Raw genomic sequence first — 15,948 nt, 5'->3', positions numbered from 1 at the left:
GACAAAGACCGTGAGACGGGGTATCAACATATTCTGGCGTTGACTTTTGGCACGCTGTTGAGTTCTCAAGGAACGGACGCTTCCTTTGGACCGTCTCCGGCCCTCCGGGCTTTTCCCTTCGGTGTCTCCGACCTTACCAAACCGTTTGCCGTGATCCGAAATCGGCCAACTGGCAGGAACGGGAGCCGAGTTGGAAGCTCGGCCTGGTTCGTCGGGGACTGCCCTTTGCCTCTCGGCGGTGGGCAGGTCGTAGACAGTACAGGGGTGCTGAGAGGCGAGGCAAATCGGCGGCGGGGAAGGGGCGTTCCGGCGCGCCCGCACGCTCGTGCGGAAGGGATCGTTTCTATGTCTTACGCTTCTGAGCGGCGCGCCGTCCGGGACAGGCAGTGACGGCGGCTGATCGTTTTCCCGCCCTTCGGAGGCTTCCCCATGACCACCGTGACCTCGCCACTGGCTGGACGTGCCATTGGCCTTGCGGCCGTTCCCGACCCGGTGTTCTCCGGCGCGATGGTGGGTCCGGGTACCGCCGTCGACCCGGTGCGTGAGCGGACCGAGGCGGTCGCTCCCGTCGACGGCATCATCGTGTCGCTGCATCCGCACGCCTTCGTGGTGGTCGATGCGGACGGGCACGGCGTGCTCACCCACCTCGGCATCGACACGGTGCAGATGAACGGCGAGGGCTTCGAGCTGCTCGCGGCCAAGGGCGACAGCGTGACGCGCGGGCAGTCCATCGTGCGCTGGGACCCCGCGGCGGTCGAGGAGGCGGGCAAGTCCCCGATCTCGCCGGTGATCGCTCTGGAGGCGGGCGCCGAGGCGCTGGCCGATCTCGCCGAGGACGGCGAAGTCGAGGCCGGCGGGGCGCTGTTCACCTGGGAGTGATGGTCTCGGCCCCGTCCCGTGGAACGCGGGGCGGGGCTTGTACGTACGGACGAGGGAGACGTCCGTGCGTCGCGGGCCGGATGCGGCCGTTTAAGAGAACTACCGCGGAGGCCCGGTGCCTCCGTGCAGACCGGAGACGGGTGAGATGGACACAACCCTTCGAGGCGTCGGCGTGAGCCACGGTGTGGCGATCGGCGAGGTGCGGCACATGGGCACCGCGGTGCTCGAGCCGCCGGCCAAGCAGATCGCGGAGGACGACGCTCCGCGGGAGCAGCAGCGGGCGCGGCAGGCCGTGGAGGCCGTGGCCAACGACCTGATGGCGCGCGGCAACCTGGCAGGGGGCGAGGCGCAGGCCGTGCTCGAGGCCCAGGCGATGATGGCCCAGGACCCCGAGCTGATGGCCGACGTGGAGCGCCGGATCGCGGTGGGGAGCACGGCGGAGCGCGGGGTGTACGACGCCTTCGCGGCGTACCGGGCGCTGCTGGCGAATGCCGGGGAGTACCTGGCGGGCCGGGTGGCCGACCTGGACGACGTGCGGAACCGGATCGTGGCGCGGCTGCTGGGCGTGCCGATGCCGGGTGTGCCGGACAGCGACGAGCCGTATGTGCTGATCGCCCGTGATCTGGCGCCCGCCGACACCGCGCTGCTCGACCCGGCGCTGGTCCTCGGCTTCGTGACCGAGGAGGGCGGGCCCACCAGCCACAGCGCGATCCTGGCGCGGGCGCTCGGGGTTCCCGCCGTCGTGGCGCTGCCCGGTGCCGGTGAGCTGGCCGAGGGCACCGTGATCGCGGTGGACGGCAGCACCGGGGACGTCATCGTGGACCCGGGCGAGGAGAAGCGGGACGAGCTGCGGAAGGCGGCGGCCGAGCGGAAGGCCGCGCTGGAGGCGGCGAAGGGTCCCGGGGCGACTTCGGACGGGCACAAGGTGCCGCTGCTGGCGAACGTGGGCGGTCCCGGCGACGTGCCCGCTGCTGTGGAGGCGGGCGCCGAGGGCGTGGGGCTGTTCCGTACGGAGTTCCTGTTCCTGGACGACAGCACCAAGGCGCCGTCGGAGGAGAAGCAGGTCGCGGCCTACCGGGAGGTGCTGGAGGCCTTCCCCGAGGGGCGGGTCGTCGTGCGCGTGCTGGACGCGGGCGCCGACAAGCCGCTGGACTTCCTGACGCCGGGCGACGAGCCGAACCCGGCGCTGGGCGTCCGTGGTCTGCGCACGCTCCTCGACCACCCCGACGTGCTGCGCGGGCAGCTCGCCGCGCTGGCGAAGGCGGCCGAGGGGCTGCCGGTGTACCTCGAGGTCATGGCGCCGATGGTGGCGGACCGGGCGGACGCGAAGGCGTTCGCCGACGCGTGCCGTGAGGCGGGGCTGCAGGCCAAGTTCGGCGCCATGGTGGAGATTCCGGCCGCGGCTCTGCGGGCGCGGTCGGTACTGCAGGAGGTGGAATTCCTGTCGCTGGGGACGAACGACCTCGCGCAGTACACCTTCGCGGCGGACCGGCAGGTCGGGGCCGTGTCCCGGCTTCAGGACCCGTGGCAGCCCGCTCTGCTCGACCTCGTGTCGCTGTCCGCCGAGGCGGCGAAGGCCGAGGGCAAGAGCTGCGGCGTGTGCGGCGAGGCGGCGGCCGATCCGCTGCTGGCCTGTGTGCTGACGGGTCTGGGGGTCACCAGCCTTTCCATGGGTGCGGCCTCGATTCCGTACGTGCGGGCGACGCTGGCCAAGCACACGCTGGCGCAGTGCGAGCGTGCCGCCGCTGCCGCGCGGGCGGCGGAGAGCGCCGAGGAGGCGCGTGCCGCGGCGCAGGGTGTCCTCTCCGGGGAGTGACGCCGCAGGCGTAGGAGTCCGGTGACGGTGCCGGTCGTGCCGCCCCTCGGGGCGGGGCGGCCGGCACCGTTCTTCGTGTGCGGGGGCGGGACGTCAGGGCAGTGGGCCTCCCGGGCGGCCGTCGCAGTGCAAGTCCTCGCCCGGGTGCGGGAGTTGGTAACCGGGGAGGTGCTCCACACCTGGCTCGGGCGGCACGGGGTCGCCGGTGCCGGGGTCGGTGCAATACGCCGCGAAGACCTGCGCGGCGGTCAGCGGGTGGAGCCAGCAGGGCCCGGGGTCGAGGGTCCAGCCGCGCACCGTCTCGGTGCCGTCCTCGGCGCGGGTGCGCAGCACCAGGCCGCCGGGGCTGCCGGTGGCGAGGCCCGCGGCGAGCACGGCGGTGAGGGCGAGGGCCGCGTCCTCGCTGATGCGCAGGGGGACGCCGTCCGATCCCGCGCGGGCCTCGGCCGCCGCGAGGAGCGGGGTGCCGGGCACGGCGATGCTGCACACCAGGTGGTGGCCGCCGGGTCCTGCTGCCGAGAACAGCTCGGCGAGGGCGCGCGCCGCGCGGGCCATCGCGGCGTGTGCGAGGTCGGTGCCGCAGTCGGGGCACGGCGCGACGCGGTCAAGCACGGCGTCGGCCAGGTGCCGGGCGCGGTCGCGCGCGTGGGTCTCGGCGAGGCGCCGGGCCAGGCGGGGCATGGGCTGTCCCGCATACGCCACGGTGTCGCGGGACGCGGCGATCTCGGCGACATAGCGGGCGCGGCTGGCCGGGGTGTCGGGGTCGAGCCCTTCGCGGCGGCAGTAGAGGCCGTACTCCACCGGGTCGAAGAGGGCGACGCGGGTGTGGATGCCGTCCTCGGTGAGGTGGCGCAGGAGCTGCTCCATGCGCCGGAGGTAGCGGCGGTGGTCGCGGAAGGCGAAGGAGCGGTACGCCCGCATCAGGGCGAAGTCCGGCTCGCGGGCGAGCAGGGCGACGGTGCTCGGGGCCTCCCTGCGCAGCGCCCTGCGGTGGCGGGCCGCGCGGCCGCGGGCGCGGCGGGTGTGGGTGTCGCGGGTGCGTCGGGTGCGTCGGGTGGTGGTGCGGGCCTGAGGCATGGGTCCCCCGTGGAGTGCGTACGGTCAGGTGAAGAGCCGTGCACTCACGGTAGTCGGGGGGTCTGACAACGGGCCCGCGCTTCGGCCGCCGTACATCCGGCGACGAGGAGCGCGGGCCCGTGCAGGGGGCACTGCTCGCGGGTCACTGCTCGCAGGTCACTGCCGGTGGGCCTGTCCCAGGCGCTCGAAGTAGCCGAGCAGGTCCGGGTTGTCGACCGAGCCCGGGTTGACCGCCTTGTCCATCGGGGTGCCCTGGAGGAGGCGCTTGACCGGGACTTCGAGGCGCTTGCCGGTGAGGGTGTGCGGCACGGCGGGGATCTCGGTGATCTCGTCGGGGACGTGCCGGGGCGAGAGCTGTTCGCGGATGGTGCGCTTCACGCGGTCGCGCAGCGCGTCGTCCAGCACGGCGCCCTCGGCGAGGTGGACGAAGAGCGGCATCCAGTAGCCGCCGTCGGGCTGTTCGACGCCCAGGACCAGGGACTCACGGATCTCCGGGAGGCGCTCGACGACCTCGTAGATGTCGGCCGAACCCATGCGCACGCCCTGCCTGTTGAGGGTCGAGTCGGAGCGGCCGTGGATGACGACGGAGCCGCGCGAGGTGACCGTGATCCAGTCGCCGTGCCGCCACACGCCGGGGTACATGTCGAAGTAGCTGTCGTGGTAGCGGCTGCCGTCGGGGTCGTTCCAGAAGCGGACCGGCATGGAGGGCATGGGGTTGGTGACCACGAGTTCGCCGACCTCGTCGACGAGCGGCTTGCCGTGCGGGTCCCAGGACTGCAGGTCGGTGCCGAGGGTGGCGGCCTGGAGCTCGCCGATGTGCACCGGGAGGGTGGGCACCGCGCCGGCGAAGCAGCTGCACACGTCCGTGCCGCCGCTGACCGAGGCGGTCCACATGCCCGCGGAGACCGCGTCGTGGATCCACTGGAAGCCGTCGGGCGGCAGCGGGGAGCCCGTGGTCGCCACGCACTTGAGGCGGGAGAGGTCGAGCTCGCGGCCGGGGTGGACGTCGGCCTTGCGGCAGGCCATCACGTACGCGGCCGAGGTGCCGTAGAAGGTGGTGCCGGTTGCGGCGGCGACCTGCCACTGCGCGTCGACGGACGGATAGCCGGGGCTGCCGTCGTACGTGACCACGGTGGAGCCCACCAGGAGGCCGGAGACGAGGAAGTTCCACATCATCCAGCCGGTGGAGGTGTACCAGAAGAAGCGGTCGCCCGGGCCGAGGTCGCTGTGCAGGCCGAGCTGCTTGAGGTGTTCGAGGAGGATGCCGCCCTGGGACTGCACGATGGCCTTGGGCAGGCCGGTCGTCCCCGAGGAGTAGAGGACCCACAGCGGGTGGTCGAAGGGGACCTGCTCGAAGTGGAGGTCCTGCCGGTCGCCGGACTCGGTCAGGTCCGCCCAGGAGAGCGCGCCCTCGGGGGCCTCCGTGCCGAGCAGCGGTACGTGGACGACGGCGCGCAGCGTGGGAAGTTCGCGGCGCAGCTCGGCGACGGTGTCGCGGCGGTCGTGTTCCTTGCCGCCGTACCGGTAGCCGTCGACGGTGAACAGGACGGTGGGCTCGACCTGCTGGAAGCGGTCGAGGACGCTGCGCGCGCCGAAGTCGGGGGCGCAGGAGGTCCAGACGGCGCCGACGGCCGCGGTGGCCAGGAGCGCGATGGCGGCCTCGGGGATGTTGGGCAGGTAGGCGCTCACGCGGTCGCCGGGGCGCACGCCGAGGCGGCGCAGCTCGGCGGCGAGCGAGGCGACGCGGTCGCGGAGCTCGGCCCAGGTGACCGTGGAGTACGGGGTGCCCGCCTCGCCCGTGGTGTGCCGCTCGTCGACGTGCAGCAGCGCGGGCTCGTCCGCGCGCTCGGGGTCGTCGGCGGTGCGCAGGGCGTGCTCGGCGTAGTTGAGGGTGGCGCCGGGGAACCACTGCGCGCCGGGCATCGAGGCGTCGGCGAGCACGCTCTCGTACGGGGTGGAGAAGTGCACGCCGAACCATTCGGCGACGGCCTTCCAGAAGGCGGACAGCTCGGTGACCGACCAGCGGTGCAGCGCGGCGTAGTTCGGCGCGGGGTCGCCGGGCGCGGGGTGCGGGGCGCCGTGGTGTGCGGCGGCCCAGTGGTGGAAGCGGGTGAGCTGCGCCTGCTCGACCTGGTCGGCGGCGGGCTGCCAGAGGGGCGCGGGAGTCGCGGCGTGCTCTGCGGGGTGGGGCGGGGTGGGCATGGCGGCTCCCGGGGCGGACGGCGGTGTCTGCGGTGCCGCCTGCCGGCGGATGGGGCGGTGCGGGGCGCGGGGCCGAGCGGCGTGTGCCCTAGTGGCTGTGCCGGGCGGTATGCCCGGGTGCCGGTCCGTCGGTGGCGGTCGGTCGCGACGATGCCACCTGATCAACTGTTGCGCCAGGGTGCGGGGCACATGGTGTGGGCGGCGTGTGTGTGGTGGGGGCACGTGGGTGCCTCGTTGGGTGCGTGGTGAGGCGGGTGCGAGGGTGCGGTCCGCTGTGCCCGCCCGTTCCGCCCCTCGGGCGGACCGACCGCCCACAGCTCGTGGAGGGGGGAGGGAGGAGGGCCCCGCCGCTCGTCGACGTGTGGGCGGTCAGATGAACGTGAGCTGAACGGCGGTGACTTGGGTGCTGGCGTAATGGGAGGCTGAGCAGCATGGATGCGCGTGCTCTCGGGTGGGTTGCGCGGACCGGAGGGTCCGTGCGTACGGCTTGGCGGAGGAGGCGGACGGACGCCGACGGGCTGCCGCGGCAGCGGGCCGAGCGGGCCAGGACACCGGGACTGGCGTGCGGGGCCGAGCAGCGCCCCGGCGGCGGCGTGATCCGCTTCGAGCGGTCCTCGCTGTGGGTGCGGGTGGCGACCGGCGGCGGGGTGTTCCTCGGCTGGGACGGCGCGGGTCCCGAGCCCTCGTACGCGCTGGCCGGTGCCTGCCCCGCGCCGGACACGCGGGCCGGGCTCGAACCGGACAAGGACGGCGGCTGGCGGGTGGTCTCCGAGCGGGTGCTGGTGCAGGTGTCCCGGCACGGCGCCGTCGAGGTGTGCACCCCCGGCGGTGTGCTGCTGCGCAGGGACCTGCCGCCGCGCTGGTGGGAGACGGCGGACGGCACGGGCGGCGAGGCGCGGTGGATGGTGCGCTCCGAAGTGGCCGCCGACGCGCGCTTCTTCGGGCTGGGCGGCAGGCCGGGCGGGCCGCGGCTGCGGGAGGGCTGCTACCGGCTGTGGAACACCGATCCGGGCGCCTTCGGACCCGGGGACGGCCCGCTGTACGTGACCGTGCCCGTGCAGATGGTGGTCGCCGACGCGGGCACGCACCTGGTCTTCCACGACAATCCGTGGGACGCGCGCGTCTCGCTGCGGGAGGGCGTCGAGGGACACGGTTCGGGGCACGACAGGCCGGGTCGGTGCGAGGTGCGCTTCGGCGGCGGTCCCCTGCGGTACTGGGTGCTGACCGGCGCACCGGCCCGCGTGCTGTACGGCTGGGCGGCGCTGACCGGCGCACCAGCGCTGCCCCCGCGCTGGGCGCTCGGGCACCAGCACGCGCGCTCAGGCGCCGAGGGCGCCGACGGGGTGCGCCGCCTGGTCGCCGGCTACCGGGAGCGCGGCCTTCCGCTGCGGGCGCTGCACCTGGGCACGGAGCACCTGGACGGGCAGCGGGTGTTCACGGTGGACCGGGAGCGGTACCCGGATCTGCCGGGCCTGGCAGCGGAGTTGCGCGGAGGCGGCGAGGACGAGGGCGTGCGGCTCGTGTCCGCCATGGACCCCGCCGTCCGCGCCGAGCCGGGCAACGCGGTGTACGACAGCGGAGCGGCCGCCGACGCCTACGTACGGGATGCGAAGGGCCGCGAGGTGCGCGGGGTGCTGCAGCGCGGCGAGGCGGTGTTCCCCGACTTCACCGATCCGCGTGCGCGCAAATGGTGGGGCGGGCTGTACGCGGAGCGGCTGGCGCAGGGCTTCGCCGGGGTGTGGCACGGCATGAACGAGCCGACCTCGCGCGCGGCCTTCGGCGATCCCACGCTGCCGCTCTCCTCGCGGCACGCGCTGGAGGGCCGCGGCGGCGACCACCGCGAGGCGCACAACGTGTACGCGCTCACCATGGCCGAGGCCGGATACGGCGGACTGCGCGAACTGCGGCCGGCCGAGCGCCCGTTCCTGCTGTCCCGTTCGGGGTGGGCGGGGATGCAGCGGTACGGGGGCTCCTGGTCCGGCGAGGTGGCGACGGGCTGGGAGGGGCTGCGGGCCTCGCTGTCGCTGGTGCTGGGCATGGGGCTGAGCGGCATCCCGTATTCGGGCCCCGACATCGGAGGGTTCACCTCCTCTCCCCCGCCGGAGCTGTATCTGCGGTGGTTCCAGCTCGGCGCGTACCTGCCGCTGTTCCGCACCAACGGCGGGCGGCGTGCAGGGCGGCGCGAGCCCTGGGAGTTCGGGCCCGAAGTGCTGGAGCACTGCGCGGCCGCGCTGGCCGAACGCGAGCGGCTGCTGCCGTACTTCGTGACCCTCTCCCACCTGGCGCACCGCTACGGCGCCCCGTATGTGCGGCCGCTGTGGTGGCAGCATCCGGCGGACCGGGCGCTGCGCGACTGCGAGGACGCCTTCCTGCTGGGCGACGCGCTGCTGGTGGCGCCGGTGCTGGGCGAGGGGGTGCGGGAGCGCTCCGTACGGCTGCCGCGCGGGCGCTGGTACGACACCGCGACCGGCGTGGCGTACGAGGGCCCGGGCGAGGTGCGGGTGCCGGCGCCGCTGTCCCGCGTTCCGGTGCTGGCCAGGGCAGGGGCGGCGATTCCGGTGGCGGGCCGGGACGGGGAGACCGAGCTGGACGTGTGGTCCCCGGCGAAGGGACGCACCGGCAGCGGGCTGGTGATAGGGCACGGCGGCGACGGCTGGGAGCACCCCGAGCCGCAGCGCTTCCAGGTCAGGCTGCGGGGCGGCGGCCCGGTGGTGGAGCGGGAGGACGGCGGCGCGGTGGAGTTCCGCGTGCGGGTGCGGGCCTGAGCCTTTGCTGGTAGATGAGGGGGATGGCATACAGACGTTCCCTTGCTGCATGTGGCGCCGCGCTGGCGGGCGTTGGGCTGGCCGCCTCGCTCGCCGCCCCGGCGCCCGCGGCCCCGGCCGGCCCGCACTCCCCCGCGTCCGCCTCCGCCGCGCGTCCGGGCCAGGAGCCGCGCGCGCCGCGGGAGTTCGTGGCGCTGGACCGGGTGGCGCCGGGCATCCTCCAGGAGATCCGCTACTTCACGCCGCACAACTTCACCGGCGTCCCCGTCGACGGCTACCGGGAGCCCACCTGCCTGCTGACCCGCCCCGCGGCGAAGGCGCTCAAGAGGGTGCAGCACCGGATGCTGCGCAGCGGCTACACGCTCAAGGTGTACGACTGCTACCGGCCGCAGCGCGCGGTCGACCACTTCGTGCGCTGGGCCAAGGACCTGGAAGACCAGCGCATGAAGGGCGAGTTCTACCCGGAGGTCGACAAGACGCGGCTGTTCGCGGACGGGTACATCGCGGAGAAGTCCGGGCACAGCCGGGGCAGCACCATGGACCTGACGATGGTGAAGCTGCCAGCGAAGCCGACCAGGCCGTACGTGCCGGGCGAGAAGCTCACGAAGTGCTACGCGCCGAAGGCCGAGCGCTTCCCCGACAACTCCCTCGACATGGGCACGGGCTTCGACTGCTTCGACACCCGCAGCCACACCGCCGACCCGCGCACGACGCCGGAGCAGAAGGCGAACCGGCTGCGGCTCAAGAGCGCGATGGAGCGGGAGGGGTTCACCAACCTCCCTGAGGAGTGGTGGCACTTCACGTACAAGAAGGAGCCCTTCCCCGACCGCTATTTCGACTTCCCCGTGACGCACCGCTCCGTGCGGCACTGAGAGATACGTCCGCAGCCGGATGCACCGCGCGTCCGCGGGTACGGCGGCTCGGGACCACCCCCGTCGGTCCCGTGCCGCCGTACGTGTCGAGAGTGACGTCCGGTGTCAGGAAACGGTTCTCCGGCGGCTCGGCGCGTAGCGGCGTGTACTCGTCCGGTGACTCGCCCGTGACACTCGGGGCTCTCCGTGCCACACTCCCTGACGGTGCGTCAGAAACTCCGGGAGGGGCCGTGTCACCTACCTGTACGCCCGTCGTGGCGGGATGGTTCAAGGGCGAGGGAGAGGACTTCGCGCTCCTGGGCACACGCTGCCGGGACTGCGCCGCGGTGTTCTTCCCCCGCGAGGACGCCTTCTGCCGCAACCCGCGCTGCGCGGGCACCGCGCTGGAGGAGGTCCCGCTCTCGCGGCGCGGGCGCGTCTGGTCCTACACGGACGGGCGGTACCAGCCGCCGCACCCCTACGCCTGGCCCGAGGGCAGGGAGTGGGAGCCGTACGTCCTGCTCGCCGTCGAACTGGAGGCGGAGCGGATGGTGGTGCTGGGCCAGGCGCCGCCCGGCACCACGGTGGACGAGGTCGAGGTCGGCATGGAGGCGGAGCTCGTGCCGGGCGTGCTGAGCGATCCCGGCGGGGACGCCGATCAGCTCTGGACGACCTGGAATTGGCGTCCTGTGGCGGGCGCCGCGACGGGCGGGGGCGCGGCATGAGCGGGCGGCTGGACGACATCGCGGTGCTCGGCGCGGGCATGCACCCGTGGGGCAAGTGGGGGCGGCCCTTCACCGAGTACGGGGTGCGGGCCGCGCGCGACGCGCTGGCCGACGCGGGCCTGGAGTGGGAGCGCGTCGACTCGGTGGTCGGCGCCGACACGGTACGCGGCGGATACCCCGGCTACGTGGCGGGCTCCACCTTCGCGCAGGCACTGGGCTGGCAGGGCGCGCGGGTCAGCAGCGTGTACGCCGCGTGCGCCTCGGGCGCGCAGGCCCTCAACACGGCGCGGGCGCAGATCCTTTCGGGGATGGCGGACGCGGTGCTGGTGGTGGGCGCGGACGCCGCGCCCAAGGGCTTCTTCAAGCCGGCGGGCGGCGAACGCCCCGAGGACCCGGACTGGCTGCGCTTCCGCCTGATGGGGGCCACCAACCCCGCGTACTTCGCGCTGTACGCGCGGCGGCGGATGGCGGTGTACGGGGACACACCCGAGGACTTCGCCCGGGTCAAGGTCAAGAACGCGGCGGCGGGCGCCCTCAACCCCCTCGCCCGCTACCGCAAGGAGGTCGGCCCCGGCGACGTGGCCGCCTCGCCCGTGGTCGCCGACCCGCTGCGGCTGCTCGACGTGTGCGCCACCTCGGACGGGGGCGCCGCACTGGTGCTGACCAGCGTGGACTTCGCGCGCCGGCACGGGTGCGCCGACCCGGTGCGGATCAGGGCGGTGTCGACGGGGACGCCGGAATACCCGAACACGCTGCTCGACCTCCCCTACCTGGCGACCGACTCGGCCGCCGCCGTGCCCGAGCCCGAGCGCGGCTTCCGCGCCTCGATCGCCCGGCGCGCGTACGAGGAGGCCGGGATCGGTCCAGGGGATCTGTCGGTGGCGGAGGTCTACGACCTGTCCACCGCGCTGGAGCTGGAGTGGTACGAGGACCTGGGCCTCGCGGCGCCGGGCGAGGGCGCGGCGCTGCTGCGGGAGGGGGCGACCGCGCTGGGCGGGCGGCTGCCGGTCAACGCCAGCGGCGGCCTGGCCTCCTTCGGCGAGGCGGTCCCGGCCCAGGCGATCGCCCAGGTCTGCGAGCTGACCTGGCAGTTGAGGGGCCAGGCCGGGCCACGCCAGGTGCCGGACGCGCGCGTGGGCATCACCGCGAACCAGGGACTGTTCGGACACGGGTCCTCGGTGATCGCGGTGCGCTGAGCCTCGGTGGGCGCGGTCCGGTGATCCTTGATGACCGGGGTCCGGTGACGTAAGCCGTGGCGTGGGCTTCGCGGCCCGGCGCGGAATGCCCCGCGCCGGGCTCCGTACACACGTTCTCGTACTCTCCGGAAAGCCCCGTGAACTCTGCGTGAATCCGGTGCCGTTGTGATGCGGGGCACGCCAAAATGCTGCCGTGCCTTCCTGGACCGATCCCGTGCGCTTCGCCTTCCAGCCGGTCGTCAGCCTCACGACCGGCTCCGCCACCGCACTGGAGATCCTCGCCAGGCCGGAGACCGGGGACGTGCTGGCCGCCGCACGCCGCACCCCCGACCTCGACGCCGAACTCGCCGCGCTGGGCGTGCAGTCGGCGGCCCGCCAGGACCCGCTGCTGCCGCTGCACGTCAACGTCTTCGCCGGGACCCTCGCCGACCTCGGCGACCTGCCGCAGCTCCGGAAGGCCGTACGGGACGCGGGCCGCCGCCCCAGCGAGGTCACCGTCGACGTGGCGCCGCCCTTCACCCACGTACCCCGCGCGGCCCTGCTGGAGGGGGTGGCGGCGCTGCGCGAGGACGGGTTCAGGATCAGCGCGGACGGGGTCGGCGAAGGCGACCTGCCCCTGGTGCTGCTCGCCGACCTGCGCCCCGACCTCGTGAAGCTGGACGCGGCCCTCACCGCCCCGCTGCCCGAGGACCGCGCGCGGCGTGCCGTGGTGCGCGCCGCCAGGGAGCTGTGCGACGGCCTCGGCGCGCTGCTGGCCGTCGAAGGGGTGGAGACGGAGCGGCAGTTGGCGGCGGCGCGCGAGGCGGGGGCGCAGCTCGCGCAGGGCTTCCTGTTCGCGCCGCCCTCCCGCCGGGCCGCGGCCGTGGTGCACTTCCCCGAGGAGGACGCGGCGCCCTCGCCCGCACCCCGTACGGCGGCTCCCTCAGGACCGCCGCTCGCCGAATTCCTGCGCCCCGCCGCGCTGTTGCCGCTCTCGGCCTCGGCCGGCGAGGTGCGCGCGCTGCTCACCGGCTCGCCCGACGTGTCCGGTGTCCTGCTCACGGACGAGCAGGGCCGCCCCGTACGGGCCATCGACCGTGACCGCTTCCTGCTGTCGCTGTCCAGCCGCTACGGGCACGCGCTGTACGCGGACCGGCCGGCGGCACGCTTGGCCGACGATGCGCGCACCGTGCCCGCGGGCTCGACCGCGTGGACGGTGCTGGAGGTCGTCGCGGCGGACGAGCGCGACCGTACGGCGGACGACGTGGCGGTCACCGACGACGCCGGGCGCTGCGTGGGCGTGGTGCGCCTCGCCGACCTCGTACGGGCGCTGGCCGAGTCGCGGGTGGAGGAGGCGGCGGCGCTGAACCCGCTGACCAGGCTGCCCGGTTCGGACACGGTGAACGCCGAGGTGGCGCGGCAGGTCGCACAAGGCCGGGCCTTCGCGCTGAGCTGGCTGGACGTGGACGGCTTCAAGGCGGTCAACGACGGCGCGGGCTTCGCGGCGGGCGACGAGCTGATCCGCTCGGTGGGCCGGGAGCTGAGCGCGGCGGCCGCCGGGCGCGAGGGCTGCCGGGTCGGCCACATCGGCGGCGACGACTTCCTGCTGCTGTGCGCGCCCGAGGAGCTGGAGGCGCTGGCGGCCGCCGTACTGGACGTGCCCTGGAGCGCGGGCGGCATGCCCGTCACCCTCTCGCTGGCCACCGTGCTGTGCGAGCCGGGCGCCGTGCGCGGGCACCCGGAGGCGGCGGCCCGGCTGGCGCCGCTGAAGAAGGCGGCGAAGGCGCTGGACGGGGCGAGCTGGGTGCTGGGGCACCCCGGCGCCGAGGGCCACGAGGTGCTGCGCGGCGGGGGACGGCCCGCGTCCGCATCCTTGACGGTCCCTCAGCAGCGTTGAACACTGCCGAACACGCTCGTCGCGGAGAACCGCGCATGGCGCGGGGCCCTCGGCCCCGGCCGGACGCCGGTGCCCGGTGCGGACTCCGCCCCCACTGACGCGCGCGGCCTACAGGGGACCGCCGGGGCGCGACGCTCCGGCCGAGGCACGAGGAGCCGTCATGGAACAGTTCTCCAACGGGGACATCTTCGCGGGCGAGGTGATCGGCACCGCGATCCTGATCCTCTTCGGCGCGGGCGTGTGCTGCGCCGTCAACCTGCGCTTCTCCAAGGCCAGGGGAGCTGGCTGGGTCGTCATCGCCTTCGGCTGGGGCTTCGGCGTGCTGGCCGGCGCCTACACCGCGGCGCCGCTCTCCGGCGGACACATCAACCCCGCGGTGACCCTGGGCATCGCCCTCGACACCGGCCACTGGAACAAGGTTCCGCTCTACATCGCGGGCCAGATGGTGGGCGCGGTCATCGGTGCCGTGGCCGCCTGGGCGGCGTACTACGCGCAGTTCGCGGCGAACGTCGATCCCGAGGACACCCAGCACACCCTCGGCAACTTCTCCACCATCCCGGAGGTCCGCAACCCGGCGGCCAACCTCGCCACCGAGATCATCGCGACCTTCGCGCTGGTGCTGCCGATCCTGGCGTTCAACCTGACCAAGGGGCTCGGCCAGTCCGGCACCACGGTGCTGATCGTGGCACTGCTGGTCACCGGCATCGGCCTGTCCCTGGGCGGCCCGACCGGGTATGCCATCAACCCGGCGCGCGACCTGGGCCCGCGCATCGCCCACCAGTTCCTGCCGATCCCCAACAAGGGCTCGTCGGACTGGAGTTACGCGTGGGTGCCGGTCGCCGGACCGCTCATCGGCGGCGCGCTCGCCGCCGGGCTCTACAACCTGGTCTTCTGAAACCCGGTCTTCCGAAAGCTGGTCCACCGGAACCCGGTCTACCGAGCACGTCGGTTCTCCGGGCCCGCACACACCGGGCCCGGCCACCGATCCCGCCTTCCGGGCCCCGCGCCCCGGACGCCTTCCTGAGAGGGACCGACACACCATGACGGACAAGTTCGTAGCCGCGATCGACCAGGGCACCACGTCGAGCCGCTGCATCGTCTTCAACCAGAACGGTGAAATCGTCGCCGTCGACCAGCGCGAGCACCGCCAGATCTTCCCCAAGCCCGGCTGGGTGGAGCACGACGCCACCGAAATCTGGTCCAAGGTGCAGGCCGTGGTGGCCGGGGCGATCGCCAAGGCGGGCCTGCGCGCCGACCAGTTGAGCGCCCTGGGCATCACCAACCAGCGCGAGACCACCGTCCTGTGGGACCGCGCCACGGGCAAGCCCGTGCACAACGCGATCGTCTGGCAGGACACCCGCACCTCTGCGCTGTGCGCCGAACTCGGCGGCACGGACGGCCAGGACCGCTTCCGCGACCGTACGGGGCTGCCGCTGGCCAGCTACTTCTCCGGGCCCAAGGCGGCCTGGCTGCTGGACAACGTGCCGGGCCTGCGGCAGCGCGCAGCGAACGGCGAGATCGCCTTCGGCACCGTCGACTCGTGGCTGATCTGGAACCTCACCGGAGGCACGGACGGCGGCGTGCACGTCACCGACGTCACCAACGCCGGGCGCACCATGCTCATGAACCTGGAGACGCTGGAGTGGGACCAGTCGATCCTGGACGCCATGGACGTGCCGGCCGCCGTGCTGCCCGAGATCAGGTCCTCCGCCGAGGTGTACGGGACGGCCGTCGGGCAGCTCGCCGGGGTGCCGGTGGCCTCGGCGCTCGGTGATCAGCAGGCCGCCGTGTTCGGGCAGACCTGCTACGGCGTGGGCGAGGCCAAGAACACCTACGGCACGGGCTCGTTCCTGCTGCTCAACACCGGCACGCGCCCGGTGCCCAGCAAGAACGGGCTGCTCACCACGATGGGCTACCGGCTCGGCGGCGAGGACGCCGTGTACTGCCTGGAGGGCTCCATCGCGATCACCGGTGCGCTGGTGCAGTGGTTCCGCGACCAGCTCGGCATCATCGGCTCGGCCGAGGAGATCGAGCCGCTCGCCGCGAGCGTGGAGGACAACGGCGGCGCGTACATCGTCCCGGCCTTCTCCGGCCTGTACGCGCCGTACTGGCGCTCCGACGCGCGCGGCGTGGTCACCGGTCTGACCCGCTACGTCACCAAGGCGCACCTGGCGCGCGCCGTCCTGGAGGCCACGAGCTGGCAGACCCGCGAGGTGGTGGACGCGATGTACCAGGACTCCGGGGTGCAGATCACCAGCCTCAAGGTGGACGGCGGCATGACCGCCAACGGGCTGCTGATGCAGCATCAGGCCGACGTGCTGGGCGTCCCGGTGATCCGCCCGGTGGTCGCCGAGACCACCTGCCTCGGGGCCGCGTACGCGGCCGGCCTGGCCACCGGTGTGTGGTCCGACCTGGACGAGCTGCGCGCGCACTGGAAGAAGGACGCCGAGTGGACCCCGGGCATGGCGCCCGAGGCACGCGAGCGCGAGTACGCGAACTGGCGCAAGGCGGTGGAGCGGAGCTTCGGCTGGCACGAGGAGGGCGAGGGCTGAGCGCCCCCG

The 15,948-nt window shown here is 73.8% G+C and carries 11 protein-coding genes; 9 read left to right on the top strand and 2 right to left on the bottom strand.

All coding sequences use genetic code 11. The features are described 5' to 3' along the window. Positions 1-429: 429 nt before the first annotated feature. Positions 430-879, top strand: coding sequence for a PTS sugar transporter subunit IIA (locus ABEE00_RS10085; protein ID WP_345744964.1), 450 nt, complete (start codon positions 430-432; stop codon positions 877-879). Between the two features lie 145 nt (positions 880-1,024). After that, positions 1,025-2,695, top strand: coding sequence for a phosphoenolpyruvate--protein phosphotransferase (gene ptsP, locus ABEE00_RS10080; RefSeq protein WP_345744963.1), 1,671 nt, complete (start codon positions 1,025-1,027; stop codon positions 2,693-2,695). Between the two features lie 93 nt (positions 2,696-2,788). On the opposite strand, the gene ABEE00_RS10075 is transcribed toward ptsP, so the two are convergent. Both ABEE00_RS10075 and ABEE00_RS10070 read right to left on the bottom strand, forming a co-directional pair. Next, on the bottom strand, positions 2,789-3,772 hold the full coding sequence (locus tag ABEE00_RS10075) for a hypothetical protein (protein WP_345744962.1): 984 nt from the start codon (positions 3,770-3,772) through the stop codon (positions 2,789-2,791). 156 nt (positions 3,773-3,928) lie between these two features. Continuing rightward, positions 3,929-5,974, bottom strand: coding sequence for an acetoacetate--CoA ligase (locus ABEE00_RS10070; protein ID WP_345744961.1), 2,046 nt, complete (start codon positions 5,972-5,974; stop codon positions 3,929-3,931). A gap of 431 nt (positions 5,975-6,405) precedes the next feature. Here ABEE00_RS10070 and ABEE00_RS10065 point away from each other — a divergent pair, with 431 nt between their 5' ends. The 7 genes from ABEE00_RS10065 to glpK all read left to right on the top strand — a co-directional run bounded on the left by ABEE00_RS10065 (position 6,406) and on the right by glpK (position 15,939). Continuing rightward, positions 6,406-8,739 carry a glycoside hydrolase family 31 protein gene (locus ABEE00_RS10065; protein ID WP_345744960.1) on the top strand — a complete coding sequence of 778 codons (2,334 nt, stop codon included), beginning with the start codon at positions 6,406-6,408 and terminating at the stop codon, positions 8,737-8,739. 23 nt (positions 8,740-8,762) lie between these two features. Continuing rightward, on the top strand, positions 8,763-9,611 hold the full coding sequence (locus ABEE00_RS10060) for a M15 family metallopeptidase (protein ID WP_451918530.1): 849 nt from the start codon (positions 8,763-8,765) through the stop codon (positions 9,609-9,611). A gap of 230 nt (positions 9,612-9,841) precedes the next feature. Next, complete coding sequence (locus ABEE00_RS10055; RefSeq protein ID WP_345744958.1) at positions 9,842-10,315, top strand: Zn-ribbon domain-containing OB-fold protein; 474 nt, start codon at positions 9,842-9,844, stop codon at positions 10,313-10,315. Continuing rightward, positions 10,312-11,511, top strand: coding sequence for a lipid-transfer protein (locus ABEE00_RS10050; RefSeq protein WP_345744957.1), 1,200 nt, complete (start codon positions 10,312-10,314; stop codon positions 11,509-11,511). The genes ABEE00_RS10055 and ABEE00_RS10050 overlap by 4 nt, the downstream gene beginning before the upstream one ends. Positions 11,512-11,704: 193 nt before the next feature. After that, positions 11,705-13,387, top strand: a complete 1,683-nt coding sequence (locus tag ABEE00_RS10045; protein WP_345744956.1) for a GGDEF domain-containing protein — start codon at positions 11,705-11,707, stop codon at positions 13,385-13,387. A gap of 160 nt (positions 13,388-13,547) precedes the next feature. Further along, the gene (locus ABEE00_RS10040; protein ID WP_345744955.1) at positions 13,548-14,282 is read left to right on the top strand and encodes an MIP/aquaporin family protein; all 735 of its coding nucleotides are present in this window, start codon (positions 13,548-13,550) and stop codon (positions 14,280-14,282) included. A gap of 145 nt (positions 14,283-14,427) precedes the next feature. Beyond that, on the top strand, positions 14,428-15,939 hold the full coding sequence (gene glpK / locus ABEE00_RS10035; RefSeq protein ID WP_345744954.1) for a glycerol kinase GlpK: 1,512 nt from the start codon (positions 14,428-14,430) through the stop codon (positions 15,937-15,939). Positions 15,940-15,948: the final 9 nt, after the last annotated feature.

Origin of the sequence: Streptomyces odontomachicola (assembly GCF_039605595.1) — a bacterium.
Taxonomy (GTDB): domain Bacteria; phylum Actinomycetota; class Actinomycetes; order Streptomycetales; family Streptomycetaceae; genus Streptomyces.
Note: the sequence above shows the minus strand (reverse complement) of the source record. Positions and strands in the feature narration are given on the sequence as shown.

What these genes read in the sequence shown, in the direction of transcription:
- ABEE00_RS10085 (WP_345744964.1), top strand. Translation starts at nt 430, where the DNA reads ATGACCACCGTGACCTCGCCACTGGCTGGACGTGCCATTGGCCTTGCG.
- ptsP (WP_345744963.1), top strand. Translation starts at nt 1,025, where the DNA reads ATGGACACAACCCTTCGAGGCGTCGGCGTGAGCCACGGTGTGGCGATC.
- ABEE00_RS10075 (WP_345744962.1), bottom strand. Translation starts at nt 3,772, where the DNA reads ATGCCTCAGGCCCGCACCACCACCCGACGCACCCGACGCACCCGCGAC.
- ABEE00_RS10070 (WP_345744961.1), bottom strand. Translation starts at nt 5,974, where the DNA reads ATGCCCACCCCGCCCCACCCCGCAGAGCACGCCGCGACTCCCGCGCCC.
- ABEE00_RS10065 (WP_345744960.1), top strand. Translation starts at nt 6,406, where the DNA reads ATGGATGCGCGTGCTCTCGGGTGGGTTGCGCGGACCGGAGGGTCCGTG.
- ABEE00_RS10060 (WP_451918530.1), top strand. Translation starts at nt 8,763, where the DNA reads ATGGCATACAGACGTTCCCTTGCTGCATGTGGCGCCGCGCTGGCGGGC.
- ABEE00_RS10050 (WP_345744957.1), top strand. Translation starts at nt 10,312, where the DNA reads ATGAGCGGGCGGCTGGACGACATCGCGGTGCTCGGCGCGGGCATGCAC.
- ABEE00_RS10040 (WP_345744955.1), top strand. Translation starts at nt 13,548, where the DNA reads ATGGAACAGTTCTCCAACGGGGACATCTTCGCGGGCGAGGTGATCGGC.
- glpK (WP_345744954.1), top strand. Translation starts at nt 14,428, where the DNA reads ATGACGGACAAGTTCGTAGCCGCGATCGACCAGGGCACCACGTCGAGC.